At 38.3% G+C, this 21,030-nt stretch carries 15 protein-coding genes and 1 tRNA gene; 9 read left to right on the top strand and 7 right to left on the bottom strand.

Translation table 11 applies throughout. The annotated features are described in order from the left end of the window. Nucleotides 1-185: 185 nt before the first annotated feature. Nucleotides 186-270: transfer RNA gene (locus I6F42_RS09005), tRNA-Leu, on the top strand. Nucleotides 271-488: 218 nt separating this feature from the next. On the opposite strand, the gene I6F42_RS09000 is transcribed toward I6F42_RS09005, so the two are convergent. The 4 genes from I6F42_RS09000 to I6F42_RS08985 all read right to left on the bottom strand — a co-directional run bounded on the left by I6F42_RS09000 (nucleotide 489) and on the right by I6F42_RS08985 (nucleotide 4,781). Then, nucleotides 489-962, bottom strand: coding sequence for a VOC family protein (locus I6F42_RS09000; RefSeq protein ID WP_010553103.1), 474 nt, complete (start codon nucleotides 960-962; stop codon nucleotides 489-491). A 100-nt stretch (nucleotides 963-1,062) separates the two neighbouring features. Beyond that, a complete protein-coding gene (locus tag I6F42_RS08995; RefSeq protein ID WP_010553102.1) occupies nucleotides 1,063-1,533 on the bottom strand; it encodes a GFA family protein in 471 nt (156 codons plus the stop codon). Between the two features lie 105 nt (nucleotides 1,534-1,638). Then, the gene (locus I6F42_RS08990) at nucleotides 1,639-3,705 is read right to left on the bottom strand and encodes a catalase (RefSeq protein WP_197151862.1); all 2,067 of its coding nucleotides are present in this window, start codon (nucleotides 3,703-3,705) and stop codon (nucleotides 1,639-1,641) included. 242 nt (nucleotides 3,706-3,947) lie between these two features. Continuing rightward, complete coding sequence (locus I6F42_RS08985) at nucleotides 3,948-4,781, bottom strand: mechanosensitive ion channel family protein (protein ID WP_010553100.1); 834 nt, start codon at nucleotides 4,779-4,781, stop codon at nucleotides 3,948-3,950. Between the two features lie 301 nt (nucleotides 4,782-5,082). Between I6F42_RS08985 and gss the strand changes: the two genes are divergently transcribed. From gss to I6F42_RS08960, 5 genes are all read left to right on the top strand, one after another. Beyond that, nucleotides 5,083-6,951 (top strand): bifunctional glutathionylspermidine amidase/synthase, encoded by a 1,869-nt coding sequence (gene gss / locus I6F42_RS08980; protein ID WP_197151861.1) that lies wholly within the window; start codon nucleotides 5,083-5,085, stop codon nucleotides 6,949-6,951. 133 nt (nucleotides 6,952-7,084) lie between these two features. After that, complete coding sequence (locus I6F42_RS08975; RefSeq protein ID WP_197151860.1) at nucleotides 7,085-7,453, top strand: DUF2237 family protein; 369 nt, start codon at nucleotides 7,085-7,087, stop codon at nucleotides 7,451-7,453. 235 nt (nucleotides 7,454-7,688) lie between these two features. Beyond that, nucleotides 7,689-8,213 carry a DNA starvation/stationary phase protection protein Dps gene (gene dps, locus I6F42_RS08970; protein WP_010553097.1) on the top strand — a complete coding sequence of 175 codons (525 nt, stop codon included), beginning with the start codon at nucleotides 7,689-7,691 and terminating at the stop codon, nucleotides 8,211-8,213. Nucleotides 8,214-8,837: 624 nt separating this feature from the next. Next, on the top strand, nucleotides 8,838-11,777 hold the full coding sequence (locus tag I6F42_RS08965; protein ID WP_197151858.1) for a TonB-dependent receptor: 2,940 nt from the start codon (nucleotides 8,838-8,840) through the stop codon (nucleotides 11,775-11,777). Nucleotides 11,778-12,198: 421 nt separating this feature from the next. After that, nucleotides 12,199-13,938, top strand: a complete 1,740-nt coding sequence (locus tag I6F42_RS08960) for a SulP family inorganic anion transporter (protein ID WP_010553094.1) — start codon at nucleotides 12,199-12,201, stop codon at nucleotides 13,936-13,938. 52 nt (nucleotides 13,939-13,990) lie between these two features. Here I6F42_RS08960 and I6F42_RS08955 read toward each other — a convergent pair whose 3' ends face one another. Next, a complete protein-coding gene (locus I6F42_RS08955; protein WP_197151856.1) occupies nucleotides 13,991-14,668 on the bottom strand; it encodes a glutathione S-transferase family protein in 678 nt (225 codons plus the stop codon). A 488-nt stretch (nucleotides 14,669-15,156) separates the two neighbouring features. Here I6F42_RS08955 and I6F42_RS08950 point away from each other — a divergent pair, with 488 nt between their 5' ends. Both I6F42_RS08950 and I6F42_RS08945 read left to right on the top strand, forming a co-directional pair. Then, on the top strand, nucleotides 15,157-17,334 hold the full coding sequence (locus I6F42_RS08950) for a response regulator (RefSeq protein WP_197151854.1): 2,178 nt from the start codon (nucleotides 15,157-15,159) through the stop codon (nucleotides 17,332-17,334). A gap of 284 nt (nucleotides 17,335-17,618) precedes the next feature. After that, nucleotides 17,619-18,977, top strand: a complete 1,359-nt coding sequence (locus I6F42_RS08945) for a serine hydrolase (RefSeq protein WP_197151852.1) — start codon at nucleotides 17,619-17,621, stop codon at nucleotides 18,975-18,977. A 161-nt stretch (nucleotides 18,978-19,138) separates the two neighbouring features. Here I6F42_RS08945 and I6F42_RS08940 read toward each other — a convergent pair whose 3' ends face one another. After that, the gene (locus tag I6F42_RS08940) at nucleotides 19,139-19,960 is read right to left on the bottom strand and encodes an AraC family transcriptional regulator (RefSeq protein ID WP_197151850.1); all 822 of its coding nucleotides are present in this window, start codon (nucleotides 19,958-19,960) and stop codon (nucleotides 19,139-19,141) included. A 126-nt stretch (nucleotides 19,961-20,086) separates the two neighbouring features. Between I6F42_RS08940 and I6F42_RS08935 the strand changes: the two genes are divergently transcribed. Continuing rightward, entirely contained in the window at nucleotides 20,087-20,557 is a 471-nt protein-coding gene (locus tag I6F42_RS08935; protein ID WP_008165251.1) for a YHS domain-containing (seleno)protein, read from the top strand. A 112-nt stretch (nucleotides 20,558-20,669) separates the two neighbouring features. On the opposite strand, the gene I6F42_RS08930 is transcribed toward I6F42_RS08935, so the two are convergent. Continuing rightward, complete coding sequence (locus tag I6F42_RS08930) at nucleotides 20,670-21,011, bottom strand: YajD family HNH nuclease (protein ID WP_007581433.1); 342 nt, start codon at nucleotides 21,009-21,011, stop codon at nucleotides 20,670-20,672. Nucleotides 21,012-21,030: the final 19 nt, after the last annotated feature.

Raw genomic sequence — 21,030 nt, 5'->3', positions numbered from 1 at the left:
TGCCTTAACCGCAACCAAAAACGATTAATTATCAATCAGTTGTTATTACAAACAAAAGAAAATGCTTGCTGCATACTCTATTGTTTGTATAATGCGGATACAGAATAAGAGGTATATAAGTATCCTTTTTATTTTAAGTGGTTTTTCTTTATCTTTTTATGCTTAAAAGATTAAAGAAAAATTATGCCAGCGTGATGAAATTGGTAGACATGGGGGATTCAAAATCCCCTTCCGAAAGGAGTGCCGGTTCGAGTCCGGCCGCTGGTACCACTTTTTGAACCTCAGCTAATTATTGGCTGAGGTTTTTTTATGCCTAAAATTTAACTAGTAATTTATACTAATTCGCTTTACTAAGTGAGCTACGTTTAGGTAAGAAAACCATGTCGATAACAAGGTAAAACCTAGTTAAGCTGAAGCAAAAGCTACAAGCCTTTCATTAAAGCCGTCAACGTAATTAGGAAGGTACATAAATCTAATTAGCATGCTAGTTATGCGTCTTGCTCTTGATTTGTTATATTCCCGATTCGATTATTTAACTCTTCGTCACTAACATCTTCTTTGTGTGTACCAATGATCCATATATGACCAAATGGGTCTTGTAGCGTACCGGTCCTATCACCATAAAACTGGTCATGTACGGGTCTTATTTCTGTTGCACCAAGCTCAATTGCTTTTTTAAATACGGTATCAACATCTTCAACATAAAGCATAAGGCTTAGCGCTGTACCACCGAGCTCTTTTGGGCTTTTTAAATGCTCTTCAGAACCATTATCTGAAAGCATAATATGCGAATCACCAATTATTATTTCTGCATGGGCTATTCCACCATCAGGTAAAGGCATTTGCATTACGTGTTCAGCACTAAATGCATCACAATAAAAATCTATCGCTTTTTGTGCGTCATTCATAATTAAATAAGGTGTAACTGAATGAAACCCTTTTGGTATTGCTGAGACTGCCATAATATTCTCCTTTACTTACGCGGTGATTTTTAATATTTAATAAACTAAATATGCGTTTAATTGCCCCTAAATTTAAGCTTAGCTCATACAAAAAATTGCGTTACTTTTCGAGGTTTAAACGCTTATGCCAAGCAGCAATACTTTCATCAGGGTATTCTTCAAATTGCTTGTCACCTTCATTAATGGGCGCATTTACCCAATTTGCTTTACTACCAAGCATTAAATGAGTGCGCTCTGGCGGTATGGGTAACTCACTATCTATTGCACCAGCAAAGGGGTGAACTTGCTCAGGCCAACGTGCATCGTATAACCACAAGTTAGCACTACAATGCTTACAAAAATGACGCTCTGCAGGGCTGATTTTATCGCCTATTTTTGCATGATAAATAGTTATGTGTTCACGCCCTGTAACCTCAAGCGTGCTGAATTGCGCGTTTAAATTAATAACAAACCCGCCGCTCCCTGCGGTTTTACGGCATATAGAGCAGTAACATAAATTGTAAGGATAAGGGTGTTTTGAGTTGACCGTAAATACCACTTTGCCACAGTGACAAGCCCCATTAAGCTTCATAATATATCCAATTTTTTTATTGTTGGCTTGAACTAATACCTTAACTAGGTGAGCTAAAAAAAACCACAACAATTACATGCTGTGGTTTTTTAATTATTGAGCTTACTAGCGTTTCCAATATCTTAAATTACGCAATGTATTTATAAATTTATCGGCTGAATGTGCCTCTAAATCTATCCAACCATCATCTGCTTTTTCATCAAGGCCAGCCGCTTTAAATAAAGGCTTAGCCTCACTTGTAAAACCTATGTATTTCATATGTGCATACGCATCACTTACAAAGTCTTTAGCTTCTGCAATAGCTGCTAGTTTTTCGGCTCCCTCTTCAGTGGTGAGTACAAATACTGCATCGTATAAAACCGACGGACCACCATTAATAACCTGATCGGCTTCAAAGTGCTTACCCTTACTACATTTAGCACCGCCAACTTGTGGGGCAATAATTTCAAAGTTTGCACCTTCACTTTTAAGTGCATTGATAACCGATTCAAAAATGTCTACATTAAAGCCATCACTTACTAAAACACCTAATTTACGGCCTTTGAAGGTGTTGGGCGCATTTTTCAAAATACTTAACGCATCAGATACAGGTAAGTCTTTACGTGTTGGCATAGCAGCTTCAGCTGGGTCTGGCATTTCTTGCAAGCCAAGTCCTTCGGCAACTTTATTTGCGAGGGTTTCGTCAATATTTAACAAGTGCGATACCAAACGTTCTCGTATTGGCAGATGCTCAACTTTAGACAGCTCAAACACGTACGCAGATTGAATATGCGCCTGCTCTACCTCTGTTTGGCTTAAGTAAAACTGACGAGCTTGACTGTAATGATCGCTGAATGTGTCTGAACGATAACGTAGCTTATCCCCACTCATTTGCTCTGATGAGCTTTTAAACCCGTGCACAGGGCATTCACGAGGATTATTTTCGCCTGCGCTCCATGAGTTTGGCTCATAGTTAACACGTCCTTTAGGATTTTGCATCGCCATGTGCCCATCTTGCTGAAAATGCCTCATTGGGCACTTAGGCGCATTAACCGGAATATGCGTAAAGTTAGGACCACCTAAACGCTTAGTTTGAGTATCTAAGTATGAAAAGTTACGACCTTGCAGTAGCGGGTCGGGTGTAAAGTCGAGCCCCGGTACAATGTTTTGAGTACAAAATGCTACTTGCTCTGTTTCTGCAAAAAAGTTGTCTACAACACGGTCAAGCACCATACGGCCAACAATTTGCACTGGTACTTGCTCTTCAGGTATAAGCTTAGTGGCATCAAAAACATCAAATTCAAATTCATCAGCAAATTGCTGATCAAACACCTGTACACCTAGCTCCCACTCAGGGAAGTCGCCATTACCAATAGATTCCCACATATCTCTGCGATGAAAATCAGGGTCCGCGCCGTTTAATTTAAGCGCCTCGTTCCACACAACTGATTGCATGCCGCCTTTTGGTTTCCAATGAAATTTAACAAATTTCTCTTCACCTTTGGCATTAATAAATTTAAAGGTATGAACGCCAAAACCTTCCATAAAGCGTAAAGAGCGTGGAATAGCTCTATCAGACATTGCCCACATAACCATGTGCATTGACTCAGGCGATAAGCTCACAAAATCCCAAAAGTTATCATGTGCTGTTTGCGCTTGTGGAAAACCACGATCAGGCTCGGCTTTAGCTGAATGAACTAAGTCTGGAAACTTCATCGCATCTTGAATAAAGAATACCGGTATATTGTTACCCACTAAATCCCAGTTTCCTTCTTGGGTATAAAATTTTACCGCAAAACCACGTACATCACGTGCTAAATCTGGAGACCCTTTATTACCTGCAACTGTAGAGAAACGAGTAAATACTGGGGTTTTTTCACCTTTTCGCTGAAAAATATCTGCACAGGTTAAATCTTCAAGCGTGTCGTAAGTTTCAAAATATCCGTGTGCACCATAGCCTCTAGCGTGCACTACACGCTCAGGAATGCGCTCGTGATCAAAGTGAAAGATCTTCTCGCGCATTATGTGATCTTCTAATAATCCTGGGCCACGCTTTCCAGCACATAATGAATTTTGATCGTCACTTACAGGGCAGCCCTGCGCGGTGGTCATGGTAGGGTGTTCATCCGACGCTTTTTGATGCAATTCACCGCCATGCCCTTTATTACCTGAGTATTTAAATGATTCAGCCATGTTTAGTCCTTCATACAGTTTGATTTAATGGGTCAATAGTTTTTATGAGCTTTAAAGCTAAAAGCGACTATGCAAATGCAAAATAAAGACCAGCCATCCAACCTAGTAAAAAAGGGCTGTACAGATAACAATGTAGTATTTGAAGTGGTTTATAAAAGAAAAGGTTACACAGGTATGTAACTTTTTCACACAAAAAAAGAGCACTTAAAAGTGCCCTTAGGTTTAAATCGTTTTAAATTTAGTTAATCTTTGCTTTCGTTAACTAAAATAACTTTACGATGTGGGAAAGGTATTTCGATGTTGTTTTCATCCAGTGCTTTTTTAATTAACTCTGGCACCGTATAAAGAATATCGAAGTAATGCTCGCCCTTACAAAAAGGTCTTACTAAAAAGTCTACTGAGCTGTTGTTAAGAGTTTCTACTTCAACAAAAGGAGCTGGATCTTTTAGTATGTGTGGGTGCGCTGCAAGTACGGCATCTATAACTTTACGTACAGCCGTTGTATCTTCACCGTAAGCAACACCAAAATGCATATCCACACCACGAATTGGATGATGTGAATGGTTTATAATTTGCGCGCCCCAAATTTGACTATTTGGAATAATAACCTGTTGGTTATCGAACGTTTGTAAAATAGTAGTAAACATATCTACTTCTGTTACTTTACCAAAACGCCCTGCTGCCTCAATAAAGTCATTCACTTTATAAGGTCTGAAAACTAGTAGCATAACGCCTGCTGCAAGGTTCGACATTGCACCTTGTAACGCCAAGCCTATAGCAAGTCCCGCAGCACCTAGCAAAGCAATAATAGAGGCTGTTTGTACACCAAAGCGATTTAACACAGCAATAATAACGAACGCTAATATGATGTATCGAGCCATGCTGCCTAAAAAGCGAAAAAGCGTGTCATCAAGATGAGTGTATTTATGGCATAAGCCAATAATTAAATTGCGTACTTTGCCCGCTAACCATAAGCCCGCAAGCAAAATTGCAATCGCTAGTAATATGTTGGTTGCCCACGTAATTGCAGCGGGTAAATATTGATTAATATCAATGTTGTTTATTATGTCTTCCATTGTTTTTCCTGTTTTAAAAACTTTTAATTAGTTTTAACTAGTTTCAACTATACCAAGCGCAACAGTTTAACAAAAAATTAACTAAAGTACGAATATAGGTTCAGTTTTACATGTATAAGCGCTTTGAAGGAGGGATTTTTTAACTACTGCTTTTAAAACTATGGATTGATAAAATATAATTTTAAGCCCTATTTAGCGCCAATATTTAATTAAAAATTAAACCCAGTTATATCTTGCTATAACGCAGTTTCGCTCATATAGTCAGCAAATTATCACACCTTTATTTTGAACATCTTTGTTTATGAAATCTTCTGCTCCTGCTAGTGATTTTGGTACCTTATTAGGTTATGCACCTGGTAATGTTGCTGTTTACTCATCTGATTATGATACGGCTGACGAAAGTATTTATCCTAATCGTAGCGCCTATCGTAGTTACCTTGATGGCATTTACATGGGCTATAAATGGCAATGCGTTGAGTTTGCACGTCGATGGATGTATCTCAACCATAGCTATATTTTTGATGATATTGCTATGGCTTACGATATTTTTGAGCTGCGTTCTGTGCGCGATGTAAATAGCCAAAACAGATTGCCACTAAACGCGTTTAAAAATGGTGCTAAATATCATCCTCAAGTAGGTAGTTTACTTATTTGGGAGGAAGGCGGCGAGTTTGAAGAAACAGGCCATGTTGCTGTCGTTGTTGAAGTGCACGAAGATAAAATACGCCTTGCTGAGCAAAATGTAGGACATCAAATATGGCCAAAAGATCAAAGCTGGTGTCGTGAGCTAAAAGCAAAAGTAACCAAAGATGGCGACTATTGGATTGAGTGCTCTTACAGCGACGCCACTATTTTAGGCTGGATGACACAAACTGATGAAACAGAATATGCTGAGCCAACGTCTGAGCTAAACACTGATTTATTTATTATAGAAGCCCATAAAGCAGTAGATACAGGCCAAGCAAACAAGTCATGGTTAAATATTGCGAATGACGATGAAGCTGCCTACGTAGAAATGATGCAAGGCCATAAACTTACATCAGTAGCTGAGGATCAACATAATTACTTTGCGATATCTCAAACGGCGCAGCAAAGCATTGAGCATGCAACAAATGAGCTGCATGGCTTATTTATGCATGCAACCGACTATGTACTGCAGCACCCTGAGTTATTAAAAAAGTTTAATTTACCCGATGTTGTGATTAATAAAATTCGCCAATCGTGGGATAACCGCTTAAACCAATTAATTACCAGTCGGTTTGACTTTGCTTTAACAGCAGCAGGTTTAAAAGTTTACGAATACAATTGCGATTCGGCATCGTGTTACATGGAAAGCGGCAAAGTTCAGGGTAAATGGGCAAAACACTTTGGTGTTAAAACAGGTGTAGATGCAGGCCAAAATTTATTTAAAGATCTCGTAAAAGCATGGCGTAAAAGTGAAGTAAAAGGTCTTGTTCATATTCTGCAAGATGATGAACCAGAAGAGCATTACCACGCATTATTTATGAAAGAAGCTATTGAAGCCGCAGGCTATGAATGTAAATTAATCATAGGTTTAAGTTCACTTAGCTGGAATGAATCTGGCAACATAGTAGATGCAGATGGCGCACAACTGAGTTACGTGTGGAAAACGTGGTCGTGGGAAACCGCACTTGATCAAATTCGTGAAGAGTGTGAAGCCGACCAATCACTAACTGATAACTTTGAACCACAATTTCAAGCTGGTGAAACACCGCGCCTAGTAGATGTACTGCTGCGTAAAAACGTGATGGTATTTGAACCACTGTGGACACTAATCCCAAGTAACAAGGCTATTTTACCAATACTGTGGAGTTTATTCCCTAATCATAAATATTTACTTAATACCGCGTTTGAGCTTAACGACGAGTTATTACAAACCGGATATGTAGTTAAACCAATAGTAGGACGCTGTGGCGCTAATATTCAACTTGTTGATGAACAGCAGCAAGTTATAGAAAAAACAATGGGGCACTTTGCCGAGCAAGACCAAATATATCAACAGCTATTTGCACTGCCTAAAGTAGATGATTACTTTGTACAAATATGTAGTTTTACAGCCGCCGGTAAATACTCTGGTGGTGGCGTGCGTGTTGATAAAAGCATGATCATAAACGGCCATAGCGATTGTATGGCGTTGCGTATTAAATAAATAATACTAAGCCCGCAATTTTGCTGCGGGCTTAAGTTTGTGTAGACCTTCCTTCTTTTAAGTTTTATAGCTATCTCAAGCGAGTTACTCCTGATAGAGTAAATTTATTAAACACCACAAACTAAGGTATTTCATGGCGAATCAATTTAATATACTTGGCACACGTTTAAAACTATGTTGCGGTAATGGTGGCTACACACGTGAAGGATTTTGTTATGTACCAGAATCAGATCTTGGCAATCACAGTGTGTGTGCAATTATGACTGACGAGTTTTTAAAATTTTCAAAATCACAAGGTAACGACTTAATAAGCCCAAACCCTCTTTACGATTTTGAAGGTTTAAAAGCCGGTGATAAATGGTGCTTGTGTGCGCTAAGATGGCTTCATGCTATTTCAGCAAACGTTGCGCCACCAGTGGTACTTGAAGCTACAAATAAAAAATCATTAGAAATAGTGTCGCTCGATGTTTTAAAAGCGCACGAATATATAGCCAAAGTTTAAATACACTTAAGCGTTATTAAATTAAAGTCTGCAGATTTTACAAATGTATGCAGGCTTTTCAAAAATTCAATCCCCCCTCCAGCCTCTAAAATCTTAAATAAAAACATAACCACATGTTTTTAAATCACTTTTAAAAACAATCAGCTTACGGCATAACAGTTGCTTCATTAGGTTTAAGTCATGCTCATAACGCAACATATTATATGAGCAACACATTACTTAAGTAGGAGAAATTATGAGTAACAATAACGAATCAAACAAAACAACTAAATTTACCGCGCCAGGTATGAGTGACGAATCAGCTCAAAAAACAATAGCTACGCTAGATAACCGCATGGTTGCATTGATAGATTTACAGCTTACTTTAAAGCATATTCACTGGAACGTAGTAGGACCTAACTTTATTGGCGTACACGAAATGATAGACCCACAAGTAGACATTGTGCGCGAAATGACAGATACAATTGCAGAGCGAATTGCGACTCTTGGTGGAGTGCCCGTTGGTACGCCTAAATCAATTGTAGATCGTCGTACATGGAACGAATACTCAGTAGGTAAAGGGTTAGTAACCGAGCATTTAGCCGCACTTGATAAAGTATACAACGGCGTTAATGGCGATCACCGCAAAGCAATCGAGACTCTCTCTGAACTAGATCCGGTGTCTGAAGATATGATCACCAGCCAACTAGCTGACCTAGAGCAATTTCAGTGGTTTATTAGAGCCCATTTAGAATCATCTACAGGCGAGCTAAAAAGCTAATATATTTAATTTAAGAAAGCCCAGCATTAATATGCTGGGCTTTTTTTTGCGTAAAAATCCATTTATTTATAATCATATATAGATATGAATCAGTAAGCTCTAATACAAAATTCATATAAAAACAATAGAAAATTGGTATTACCAAAACAAATAACCAAAATAAAAATGAATGACTTTACACACCTCACTATTTCGAAAAGTTATAAGCCATACCCAACCTTTAATGAATACCTCATTATTTTAACATCACTTAAAAAGCAAACTAAACACGTATAAAATTACATCACAAAAGCTCAAAATAGCATCTAAATCTGCGTTAAATAGTACAAATGATATAAAAAAACGCCTTTGGTAAACATACTTTAATAAAATTCATTCAAAATATAAAAAATAAAAACACATCATAAGCCATTAAATTTATTAAATATAAACAAAAAAAACGAACACTTTGTAATACAGTTTGTGAATTTTTGGTAAACAAAGGTTGTAATAAAAGCTGAATTGGACTAATTTCAACCATACCACCTGTATGACACACTACAGGGAAATAGCAGTTAAATTGGTTAACCAAGCCAAGTAACAACACACACAATGACGTAAGTCGTACCCAAACGGGAGAGATACATGAAACTCAATCAAATTACTTCAACATTAATTAATAAACATAAAAGAAGTAGCTCTACAACAATCAGTGCAGCAGCCCTTTTATTAATGGCTTCTTCTACTATTGCAGCGCAAGAGGCTCCGGCAGCTTCAGAAACGGCAGCTGCAGATATTGAAGTTATTGAAGTAAAAGGCATGCTAGGTAGTATGAAAGCCGCCGCTATGCTTAAGCGTACTGACGGACGTATTGTAGATGCGATTGTTGCTGAAGACATTGGTAAGTTACCTGATAATAATATTGCAGAAGCACTGCAACGTATTACTGGTGTATCTATTAATACCGATTTTGGTGTGGGTGACAGTGTTTCGATTCGTGGCTTACCTCAAAACCGTGTTGAATTAAACGGTCGTTCTACTATTGGTGACTCTCGTGACGGTATTAGCTTACAAGATTACCCATCAAGTTTCTTAAAAACAGTAGAAGTAGTTAAGTCTCCTACTGCCGATATGATTGAAGGCGCATTAGGCGGAACAGTTAGCTTAAAAACAGTTCGCCCATTAGAGTTAGATAAACTAACTGGCGCAGTTTCATTAGATGGTGAATATGCAGATAAAACAGAAAAAGTAGCGCCTATTTTTAGTGGTTCACTTGGTAACAACTGGGACTTTGACGAAATGGGTACCTTTGGTGTCATTGCTATGTTTTCGTATCAAGATCGTGAAATTCGTCAAGATGAAACGTCTAGCCGTGTTAAACCTCAAGACATTGATATTAATGGCCAAGAAGGTAATACACCAAGTGGCAACGCTATCGTACGAGACGAGCACAGTGTTGAACAATATGTAGAACAACGTAAACGTACTGCTGTAAATTTATCACTTCAGTGGGCACCGCAATCTGGTAATGGCATGGTGTATCTTGATTTAAGTGGCACTAAACGCTCTGGTGAGCAAAGTGGTAACTCTATATTAGGTGTTGCAGGTTCACTATCAACAGATGCAAATACAACTCAAGATGCTAACGGCGTAAATAATTACACGCTAACAAACGAATTTGGTATCCCTAAAACATACAGTGACTTTCGTGAAACTGACTCGTTTTCAAATGCACTTGGTGCAGAGTGGAACCTTACTGACAGTATAAAAATCTCTGGTGAAATTGCGGTAGCATCATCAGAAAGCGTAAGACCTGATTCTGAATTTACTTTACGCCCAATCGAAAAATCAACATTCGAAGCAAGTGGCGGCGTTGATTTAGTAAATCATTTATATGATGGTGCGTTTTCGCAAGACGGTAATAAATTACCAAGCATCATACACTCAGATCCAAATGCATTTACTGACCCACAAAACTTAGCACTACGTACGTTCAAAAGTGAAGATAGAAGAACAGACAACGAAGAAACCGCCGTTCGTTTTGATGTTGAAATGTTTGAGCCACTCAGCAGCTTAAGCTGGGTGTCTAAAGTAAAAGCAGGTGTTCGTGTTACTAACCGCGATTACGAATATGAGCAATACAAAGTAGAAATTAAAGACATTTACAAAAATGCATTTAACGACTCAGATGGTTCATTAGCTACTTTATGGGTTGATGACTACAATGCTGCTTTTTCAAATAGCTTCACAACAGTTAGCCACGACAACTCTTTTGACCAATTAGGTCATTCGGGACAAAATGACCTACTAACGTTTTTAAGCTACAACGGTTTATCTAACCCTGCAAATACTTACGCTCAACTTCAGCAGTTACTTGCAGGTACTAACCTAGCGTCAACAGGGAGTCTTTCAGATAACCAAGAGTTCCAAGAAAGCGCATACCGTAACGTAGTTGAAGATACAGCTGCTGTGTACATATCAGCGTACTTAGACTTTGATAACATCACTGCGATTGTGGGTGGTCGTTATGTGACTACAGATTTAGAATCTAGCGTATTTCTTAATGGCGAAAAAGTAACTGGCGACAATGATTACAGCGACTTTTTACCAAGCTTAAACGTTACGTATAACTACTCAGACGAAACATTATTCCGCTTTGCTGCTGCAAAAGTTATGCGCCGCGCTGACTTTAGCGAGCTAAGCCCTGCATTTGACGTTAATAATGACATTACAGGTGCAACGCAAGGCTCTATTGATTTAGAACCATACCGTGCAACGCAATACGACTTATCTGTAGAGCATTACTTTGATGAAGGTAACGTACTATCTTTCGCAGTATTTTATAAAGATGTTGAGTCTTTCTTAAGTAACGAAAGTAGCTGTGTAGCTGCATCAAGCACTTCAACAGGTCAAAACGTAACTCAGTGGAACCAAGTATGTCAGCTTGACGTTGCAGGTGTATCTCAAGACAACCTAGTTTACTCAGATGCGACTGACTACCCTGTAGATATAGATGGCTTTAACCATGTTGCAGGCTTGCGTGACGCAGGACTAACGGGTATTGATACAGTTAAAAATGTAAACGGTGAAAACGGCTCAGTACAAGGTTTTGAAGTTGGTTACCAACAGTTCTTCACAAGCTTACCTGGTGCATTTTCTGGCTTAGGTGTTAATGCAAACTACACGTATGCAGACAGCGAACAACCAAACGGCAACCCATTATTAGATATTTCTAAAAATACGTACAACTTACAAGTATTTTGGGAATACGAAGGGTTCTCTACTCGTATCGCTTATAACTACCGTGACAGTTTCTTAGATACAGAAAACGAGAAACGCGTAGAAAATATTAACTCAGACGGCAGCATTTCAGCAGAAGGCACTGTTTACGGTAATAACTACCGTGACGACAGAGGCCAGTTAGATTTCTCTGCAAGCTGGGATATTAACGAAAACGTGACCTTAGTAGGTAATGCGACCAACTTAACGGGTGAGCCTTCAATCTACCTATCTGAACTAGGTGGTGCTTGGAAGTACACTGAAGCGGATCGCCGTTACAGCTTTGGTATTCGCGCTAAATTTTAATTTTCCCTAGGGCGTGTTGTTCTTTGGTGGTTGAATTTGCAGCAGTGTGTTTGGTTTTTAGGCAAGGCAGTGCCTATGTAGTGTGGTTATTCCCCATAAATAGGCGATAACGCAGCATAAAGACCAAACATGCGCTGCCCAAAGGGTTCTTTCTAGGGACGATTAACTTTTTGTTGCTCGGTTTTTACTTAGCCCACTAGGTTACAAACCTCGCGCCGCGATTTAATCGCCCCTAGATTGAACAAATTTCAATCCACAAAGGTCTACACGCCCAAGACACTAAAGCCTGCTTTTATGCAGGCTTTTTTACGTCTATAAAAAAGTGGCTTTATATTACGTAAAAAACACTCCCTCCTAGCTATACTTATTTGAATATTAAATTTACTATCAAAACGTTGTAACTATTAGCAAGGATACTGAAGTGCTGTCGCGTTTATATAATTTTATGCCGGGTTTAGATACATTGCTGCACTACGAGCGACAATGGTTTGCTGATGATGTAAGAGCGGCGCTATCGGTAGCTGCGGTAGCTTTACCTGTTGCCATAGCCTATGCACAACTAACCGGTGTTAACGCCGCCGTAGGGTTATATTCTTGCATACTGCCAATGATGCTATATGCTCTTTTTGGCACTTCTAAACAATTAATAGTCGGCCCTGATGCCGCCACCTGCGCCGTTATTGCAGCAGTAGTAACACCTCTTGCTGCAGGTGACAGCTTTAAGCATTGGCAACTTGTTGTCACCATGACCGCCATGACCGGCTTTTGGTGCTTTATAGCCAGTAAATTTAAGTTAGGTGTATTAGCCGACTTTTTATCTAAACCTATTTTAATGGGATTACTAAACGGCGTAGCTATCACTATTATTGTGGGTCAATTTTCTAAAGTATTCGGTTTTACCTTTGATGAGCGCTACTTACTTGAACGCCTAGGCGGTGTACCCACATACCTAGCGCAAACACATGTTCCCACCTTACTAATGGCTTTGTTTACACTGGCGGTTTACTTTGCCATGAAGCGCATAAGACCCACGTGGCCTGCATCTATGTTTGCCATAGCTTTTGGTGCGCTTTTGGTATGGATTTTTGATTTAAAACAACTTGATATAAAAACTATTGGCACCGTAACTGGCGGGCTTCCCGTTTTTAATACCCCTGTTTTTGATTTAGGGATTATTCGTGAGCTAGTGGTACCCGCACTTAACTTAGCCATCGTGAGCTTTGTTAGTATGATGCTAACTGCGCGTAGCTTTGCTGCTAAAAATGGCTACGACATAGACGCCGATAAAGAATTTAGAGCGTTAGGTATTGCCAATATTGCGTCGGCTCTTTCGCAAGGTTTTGCAGTCAGTGGCGCCGACTCACGCACCGCTGTTAACGATGCAACGGGTGGTAAAACGCAGTTAGTATCAATAATAGCAGCGGCCATTATTGCGGTCATAGCCGTATTTTTAACTGCGCCACTTGAATTTATTCCAAGCGCAGCGCTAGGTGTTGTACTCATTATTGCCTCTGTTCATTTACTCGATTTAAAAGCGGTTTGGCAATTAAAACGAAAAGATAAACAGGCATTTTATCTCGCCTCAGCCACCTTACTTGCGGTGTTATTTATTGGCGTTATACCAGGGATCACACTTGCTGTATTACTGGGGTTATTTCAATTTATTCGCACTGTTATGCGCCCAACTGACAATATACTCGGCGTAGATGTTAACGGTGTAGTAAGAAGTTTAGACGCCACAGATAAAGCAAAAGCAGTGCAAGGCGTGTTTATCTATCGCTTTAATTCACCTTTAACTTACTTTAATGCCAGCTACTTTAAACGCAGATTACTTGAGCAATACGCAAGGCAAAAAGACGACACCCACTGTGTAATAATTGACGCTGTGCCCTGCTTTACTCACTTAGATTTAAGCGTAATGGCAATGCTTGCCGATCTAGATGTTATATTTAAAAAGCGCGATATAAGGCTTGAACTTGCAGGTAGAAAACGCCAACTACTTTCGTGGTTTGAAATTGCAGGAATGAAGTCGGGAAAAGAAGGTATATATATTCACTCAGACCTATACATCGCCCTAAAAAGAAATAGCGTAAGCCAGCACACAGAGGAAGTTAATTTATTCGTGGCAGATGAAAATAAAGAGGTGCTAACACAGCCATAAAATACTAAACAGCAGATCAGCTAGCTGATCTGCTTATTGTATTAAGTACTTTTTATACTTTAGGGTAATTTGAAGGGAAAAATGCTTTTTTAGCATCTTCATCAAACTCTTTTTTAAATGCTACATCAGTACCAATTACGCGTGCACGCGCAACCGCTGGGCGACTATCAATACTTTCAAACCAACGCTTAAGATTTGGGTACGGCGCTAAACCTTCTTCGCCCAATACAACCGGTGCTTTATCAATCCAGCCCCATGCAGATACATCAGCAATGGTATACGTATCACCCACAATAAAGTCACGACCTTCAAGGTGAGTATCAAGTACTTCGTAATGGCGCTGCGCTTCACGTAAATAGCGATTAACCGCGTAATCAAGCCCTTCTGGCGCCATGTGTCTAAAGTGTACACTTTGCCCTGAATACGGACCTAAACCAGATGCGATAAACATTAACCACGACAGCATTTCAGCGCGATCATCGCCCTTGCCTGCTAGCTTTCCATATTTTTCAGAAAGGTACATTAAAATAGCGTTCGAATCGAATACACGCGTTTCACCATCAACTATTGCAGGTGCTTTAGCATTTGGATTAATTGCTTTAAATTCAGGTGTATGTTGCTCACCTTTTAAAGTATCAAGAGGAACAAGTTCAAACGGTAAGCCTGTTTCTTCTAAAAAGAGTGCAACCTTCATTGGGTTAGGAGTATGGTGAAAATAAAATTTAATCATGTAAAGTTCCTCAATAATTGAGACATGATTAAAGCACAACTTGAGCGGGTGTTCAAATTAAGTTTTAACTAAGTAAAATATACAGTTAAAACGTGATTTAATTGTAAACATTTCGTGATACTTCATTAGTGAATATCACTTATGCCAAGGAAAATATCAGCCTTTTCGAGCCATCACATGCTTTTAGAAATTTATGATTCACAAGGTTGCAGAATTTGCCCACCAGCAGAGCTGCTGAGTTTCAAAATTTACAGATGATGTAAAACTATAGACTGGTTTAATCCCTATTAATTCCGATGTTAATTACTGAGAGTGTTCAGTATGGAAAGATCCTTTTTACTTTCGCTGGTTTTATAAAAAACACTTCAAAAAAATAATAAGAGAGTAACAAAATACAGAATCTATTTATTAGCCTGATTTACATGTTAAAGTTGTCATTATCACTAAATTACTCTTATAGTGAATCTATATAAATATTGAGCAATACTATGATAAAAGCACAAATACCAGTAGACGAAGAATCTAGATTAAAAGCCCTGTATGAGTATGAAATATTAGATACTGAAGCCGAAAAAGTATTTGATGATTTAACTCAACTTGCTTCTGATATTTGTGAAGCCCCCATATCACTTATAAGCTTAGTTGATCCACAAAGGCAGTGGTTTAAATCAAAGTATGGTATCGATGTAGACTCCACCGAAAGAGATATCGCATTTTGCTCTCATACAATACTGCAAGACCAAGTATTTGAAATACAAAACGCTCTACTTGATGAACGTTTTTATGATAACCCTCTAGTAACCAGCGATCCAAACATTCGGTTTTATGCGGGCACACCGCTAGTTACACCTAGTGGCAGCACAATTGGTACATTATGTGTTATCAGCGACCAGCCAAAAAAGCTAACTCAAACACAAATTAACGCACTGAAAATACTTGGCAAAGAAGTTATCGCACAACTTGAGCTCAGGTTAAACAACAGAAAGCTGGCCACTGCATTAAAACAACAACAAATACATAATAAAAATCTTGAAGAACTAAAAAAAGAAGCTGATACAGCTAACACTCTAAAAGGTCGATTTTTAGCAAATATGTCGCACGAGCTAAGAACTCCGCTGCACGGCATTTTAAATTTAGCTGAGTTTGGACTGGCAGAGACTTCAAATATAGAAAAAGATAACGCCTTAAAAAGTATTTTAAGCTCCGCGAATATACTCTCAAATATTGTAAATGACATTTTAGACTTTTCAAAAATTGAAGCGGGTAAATTAAATATTGAGAATATTAACTTTAACCTGAGCGAAGTCATTAACAATGTAATTAATCCACTAACGAAACAAGCCACAGATAAAGGAATAAAATTTATTCCATCTATAGATAAAAATATCGCTACAACCTTAAAAGGCGATCCTGTCAGAATTTCACAAATTTTAAATAACTTATGCTCAAATGCGATTAAATTTACACAACAAGGCCAGGTAGAGTTTAAAGTCACTGTAAAAGAGAACTCCTTAAACACGCAAAATATTGTATTTGAAATAATCGATACAGGTATTGGTATTAGTAAAGCTGCACAGCAAAATTTATTTAAAGAGTTTCATCAGGCTGATTCATCTACATCTAGAAAGTACGGGGGCACGGGCCTTGGCCTCTCCATTTGCACCAAGCTAAGTGATTTAATGAATGGCAAAATCAACTTCACGAGTAAAGAAGATAAAGGTTCTGTATTTACTTACCAACAAAGCTTTGAAACATCAGAACTCGATGAATTATTAAAACCAAATAAAGAAATAACCGATTTACAAGGGTGTACTATTTTGGTTGCCGAAGACAATAAAGTAAATCAAGTTATCGTAAGTAAAATGCTACAAGCCCATAATGCGAAAGTAATATTTACCGAAAATGGCAAAGAATGCGTTGATTACTTTTTTGCCAACCATGTTGATTTGATTTTTATGGACATTCAAATGCCAGTGATGGATGGAGTGCAAGCCACTAAAATAATTAGAGCGCAACAAACAGGTAAAACAACGCCAATTATTGCCATGACAGCCAACACCATGAAACAAGATATTGAACACTATTTAGATATTGGTATGGATGGCTATTTAACGAAGCCATTTAATAAAGAGCATTTAAACAGCTTGCTCAATGTCTATAATCCAAAAAACTCAAATCTCAAAAATTTAGCAGTTAAAGTTAGTAACCCAAACATTACGAGTGAACGTAAGCTAAAACAGATATGCAATGAGCTAAAAAAGTTAATTCCAAATGCCGACAGAGTCAGTCTCTGGTTGTTTAATCACGACTATACTGCCATTAATAGCTTAATTTGCCTTGATGAAAAAAATGAAATAGTAAGTAATGCAGTTTTAAAAGCTGAAGACTTTCCTGCATACTTTGACTATATTTTAGATCATAAAGTATTAGACGCATCAGATGCGAGAAACCACGAAATCACTAAAAACTTCACCAAAGTTTATTTTGAACCATCAAACATTTACTCCTTGCTTGATTACATCTACTTTATTGATAACAAGCCACTAGGTGTTATTTGTTGTGAAAGTGTTGGCTCAAAAATTTCATGGAGCCATGCAGATAAACTGTCACTTATTAAAGTAGCTGATGTAACAACCTTGTTTTTATCCAAACAGTTAAAATCATAGTAGCTACTTAATATATATAAAATGGGAGGAGTGCCTAATTACTTAAACTATTTAACTAAGCGGCATATGCCACCAAGTTTATGCGCGTTTATTGATTTAACAAAAAATTTGAATGTATATGGGTAACTAAAGCGAAGCGTTGAGTTTACTTTTTAGCTGTGCAATATTAACTGGCTATAAACTAAAAATAATACTTATAAATTAAAGTAAATAACCGCTTAAATGAAGCACAGGGATCGCTAAGCCTATCTACAGGTTTGGTATAAAAACTAAAAAGGATGAATATGATTAAGCCATTTTACGTTAGCTGTTTGTTAGCCCTCTCGCTATTAACACCCTGCCTTGTAAAAGCAAACCCGACAGCCTCGCAATATCAGGAAATTCTTAACGAGAACCTTGCTGAAAACGAGCCTGGGGTATCGGTAATTATAAGTAAAAATGGCAAAGTACTTTTTAAAGGAACGCGCGGGCTTGCCAACCTTGAGCATAACATTGCACTTAATGAGCAAAGCGTTTTGCGTTTAGGTTCTATTTCAAAACAATTTACTGCAGCTGCAATTATGATGTTGCAAGAGCAAGGTAAGCTAGCGGTTACCGATGATATTCATAAGTATGTTGCAAGCTTTCCAACAGAGGGCAACCTCGTCACAATCGAAAACTTATTAACCCACACCTCAGGCATCGCCAACTACACAGATGACGACGATCTCTTTGATAAAGAAATACAAGTCCCCACCAGCGTTGACGATGCACTAGCGCGATTTGCTAAACACCCAATGGTGTTTAAACCCGGCGAAGCGATGGCTTATTCAAATACCGGTTATTCACTGCTTGGGAAAATAATTGAAGTAGCAAGTGGCCAGTCTTACAAAGACTTTATTGAACAACACATATTTAAAAAATTAAAAATGAATCAGAGTAGTTATGAAGGGCAAGAACTTGTTACCCATCGCGCATCTGGCTATGAGCAAACAGAACAAGGATTTATCAACACCAGCTACATTAATATGGATTGGCCATATGCCGCAGGTGCGCTTATATCTACTCCAACTGACTTAAACATTTGGTTTAGTGCGTTATCGTCTGGCAAGCTTATTAGTAAAGCAGGTTATGAGAAGATGGTAAGCCCTTTTAAACTAAATGACGGCAGCTTTTCATCCTATGGTTACGGATTAATTATTAAGCCTTTGAATGAATACACCGTAATTAAACACACTGGCGGAATAAATGGTTTTTTAGCGCATGCACGCTATATTCCAGAGCAAAAGCTATATGTAGCCGTACTGGCTAATTCAAACCACATAAACCCTATTTTTATCAACGAAAAACTCACAGCCAAAGCATTGGGTATTGCACTCCCCGAGTTTAAAAAAGCAGAGGTAACAGAGCTGCAATTAGCGCCCGTATTGGGTGATTATCGTATTGATGAAAATACCTTACGCAGCCTAATTTTTGAAAATGACGTTTTGTATTCAAAGCGCACTGGTAGCGATAAAACAAAACTTATTACAATGTCTAAAAATAGCTTTTACTACCCTAATTCAAACAATTACTTAGTAATAGAAAAAAACAGCCAAGGCCAATTGGTAATGAAGTATTTTAGTGGATTATCAACAACGCCTACTGAGGCGATTAAGATTTAATTTCGACGTTATCTTAAATAACAATGCCCGAGGATGACTCAAGTCGTAATCTCGGGCATGACTAATTTTATCGTGTTCCTGAGGTAAATTAGGACCCTATTCATGTGATATTACGAAAAACTTCACTAAATTATAAAAAAGTGTATTAAGCACATAAAAACTTACTGCTGATTTAACAACCACTCTTTTGGCGCTTGCCCTGTTTTTTTTCTAAATACACGGGCGAGTGCAGAGCCATTTTCGTACCCAACCTGATTAGCCACTAAATCCATATTTTGATTTTTTAAAATAAGCTTTTTAGCAACCGATAAACGCCAATCAGCCAAATAGTCAGCCGGTGTTTGCTCAATTACTCGCTTAAAGGTATCGGCAAATTTAGAACGCGACATACCACATTCCTCAGCCATAGCGCTAAGTGACCAGCTTTGCTCTGGGGTTTGGTGTATTTTTATTAATACCTTAGCCAACTGAGGATGGGCAAGCCCTGCCATCATCCCGCTTTTAATTGTGCCTTCTTCTAGTACTTTACGAAGCACACTAATTAAAAATACATCGCATAAGCGATCTATAATTAAATGCTTACCGCTGGCGTCTTTAAATGCCTCTTCAAAAATCCAAAAAGCGCTCTGCGTTAATAATCCATCACCCGTTAATTCGTAATTTAAGCAAAAAGGCAGCGCCTGCAATAAAGGGCTATGCCCTCCACTTTGATAGCTAATTTGTGCACACACTAAATCAGCAACGTCACCCTTATCCGAAAATAAACAGTGCCCTGTAGAGTGAGGAAAAAAAATAACCGAAGGCGTAGACAAAACCACTTCAAAACCACTATTACTGCGCACTTTTAACGTACCTGAGCGTAATAAATGTAAATGCCCAACACCTTGATCGTCACTAAAGTCACTCGTACCGCACATATTCCCACTAAAAAACACATTGGCATTAAGTGAAAAATGACTCAGTACACTCGAAAGTACATCCATAAACGCCTCTTTGGATTATTGGTATGAAAATACAGACTAATAGACGCATATTAACCAAACAATAACGATAAAGTACAGTTGAGTTTTAAACAAACACACTAATTAAATTACCCTTTGGAGATACACATGAAATTTTCGACACTCACTAAATCAGCTTTTTTTGCAGCATCAGTCCTTGCAAGTTCACTAAGCTTTGCAGCAGACATAGACGCAAATGCCGACGTTAACGACATTGCAATTAGTGGTTACGATACCGTTGCTTACTTTACCCAAAACAAAGCGGTAACAGGCAGTTCTGAATATACTGCAACACATAAAAATGCCATTTATAAGTTCAGCTCAGCTAAGCATCGCGACTTATTTAGAGCTAACCCAGAAAAGTACGCACCACAATTTGGTGGCTTTTGTGCGTTTGGTGTATCAATGGAGAAAAAGTTTGACGTAGATCCAGAGGCTTTCAAAATTGTTGAAAACAAACTTTATTTAAATCTTGATAAATCGGTTCAAAAACAATGGCTAAAAGACGTACCAGGCTTTATTACTTCAGCCGATTCAAACTGGTTTGACATAAAAGACAAAACAGCAAAAGAGCTTTAATAAAACCAATTTAAAGTTAATTTTTGAGGTTGCTTCGGTTTATAACCGTTCACCCTCAAAATGCCATTTAAATTAATAAAATTTTAGGCTTAAGCTCTTAATTTAACTAATATTACTTTGATTTATTAAGCATCGCTTTTAAATCGGCAAATGGAGAATGCGTCGCAGCCTCAACTTTGCGATCTGTAGTCGACCCGCCATACATAATATGCTCGTGGTATTTATTGTGCTCATTGTCGTGGCAATAAATACACAATAACTCCCAGTTACTTCCGTCTTCAGGATTATTACTGTGGTTATGATCAACATGGTGCACCGTTAACTCACGTAAATTTGAGTATTCAAACTCACGAGCACAACGCCCGCATACCCAAGGATATAATCTTAAGGCTTTTATTCTATAACCTTCCTCTTGCTTAACATAAGCCTGAGGTACATCGTTATTCTTACTCATAATATTCCTGGTAAATTCA

This window comes from Pseudoalteromonas sp. SWYJZ12 (assembly GCF_015864395.1).
GTDB classification, from domain to species: Bacteria; Pseudomonadota; Gammaproteobacteria; order Enterobacterales; family Alteromonadaceae; genus Pseudoalteromonas; species Pseudoalteromonas arctica.
This window is presented reverse-complemented; position numbering and strand designations above follow the sequence as displayed.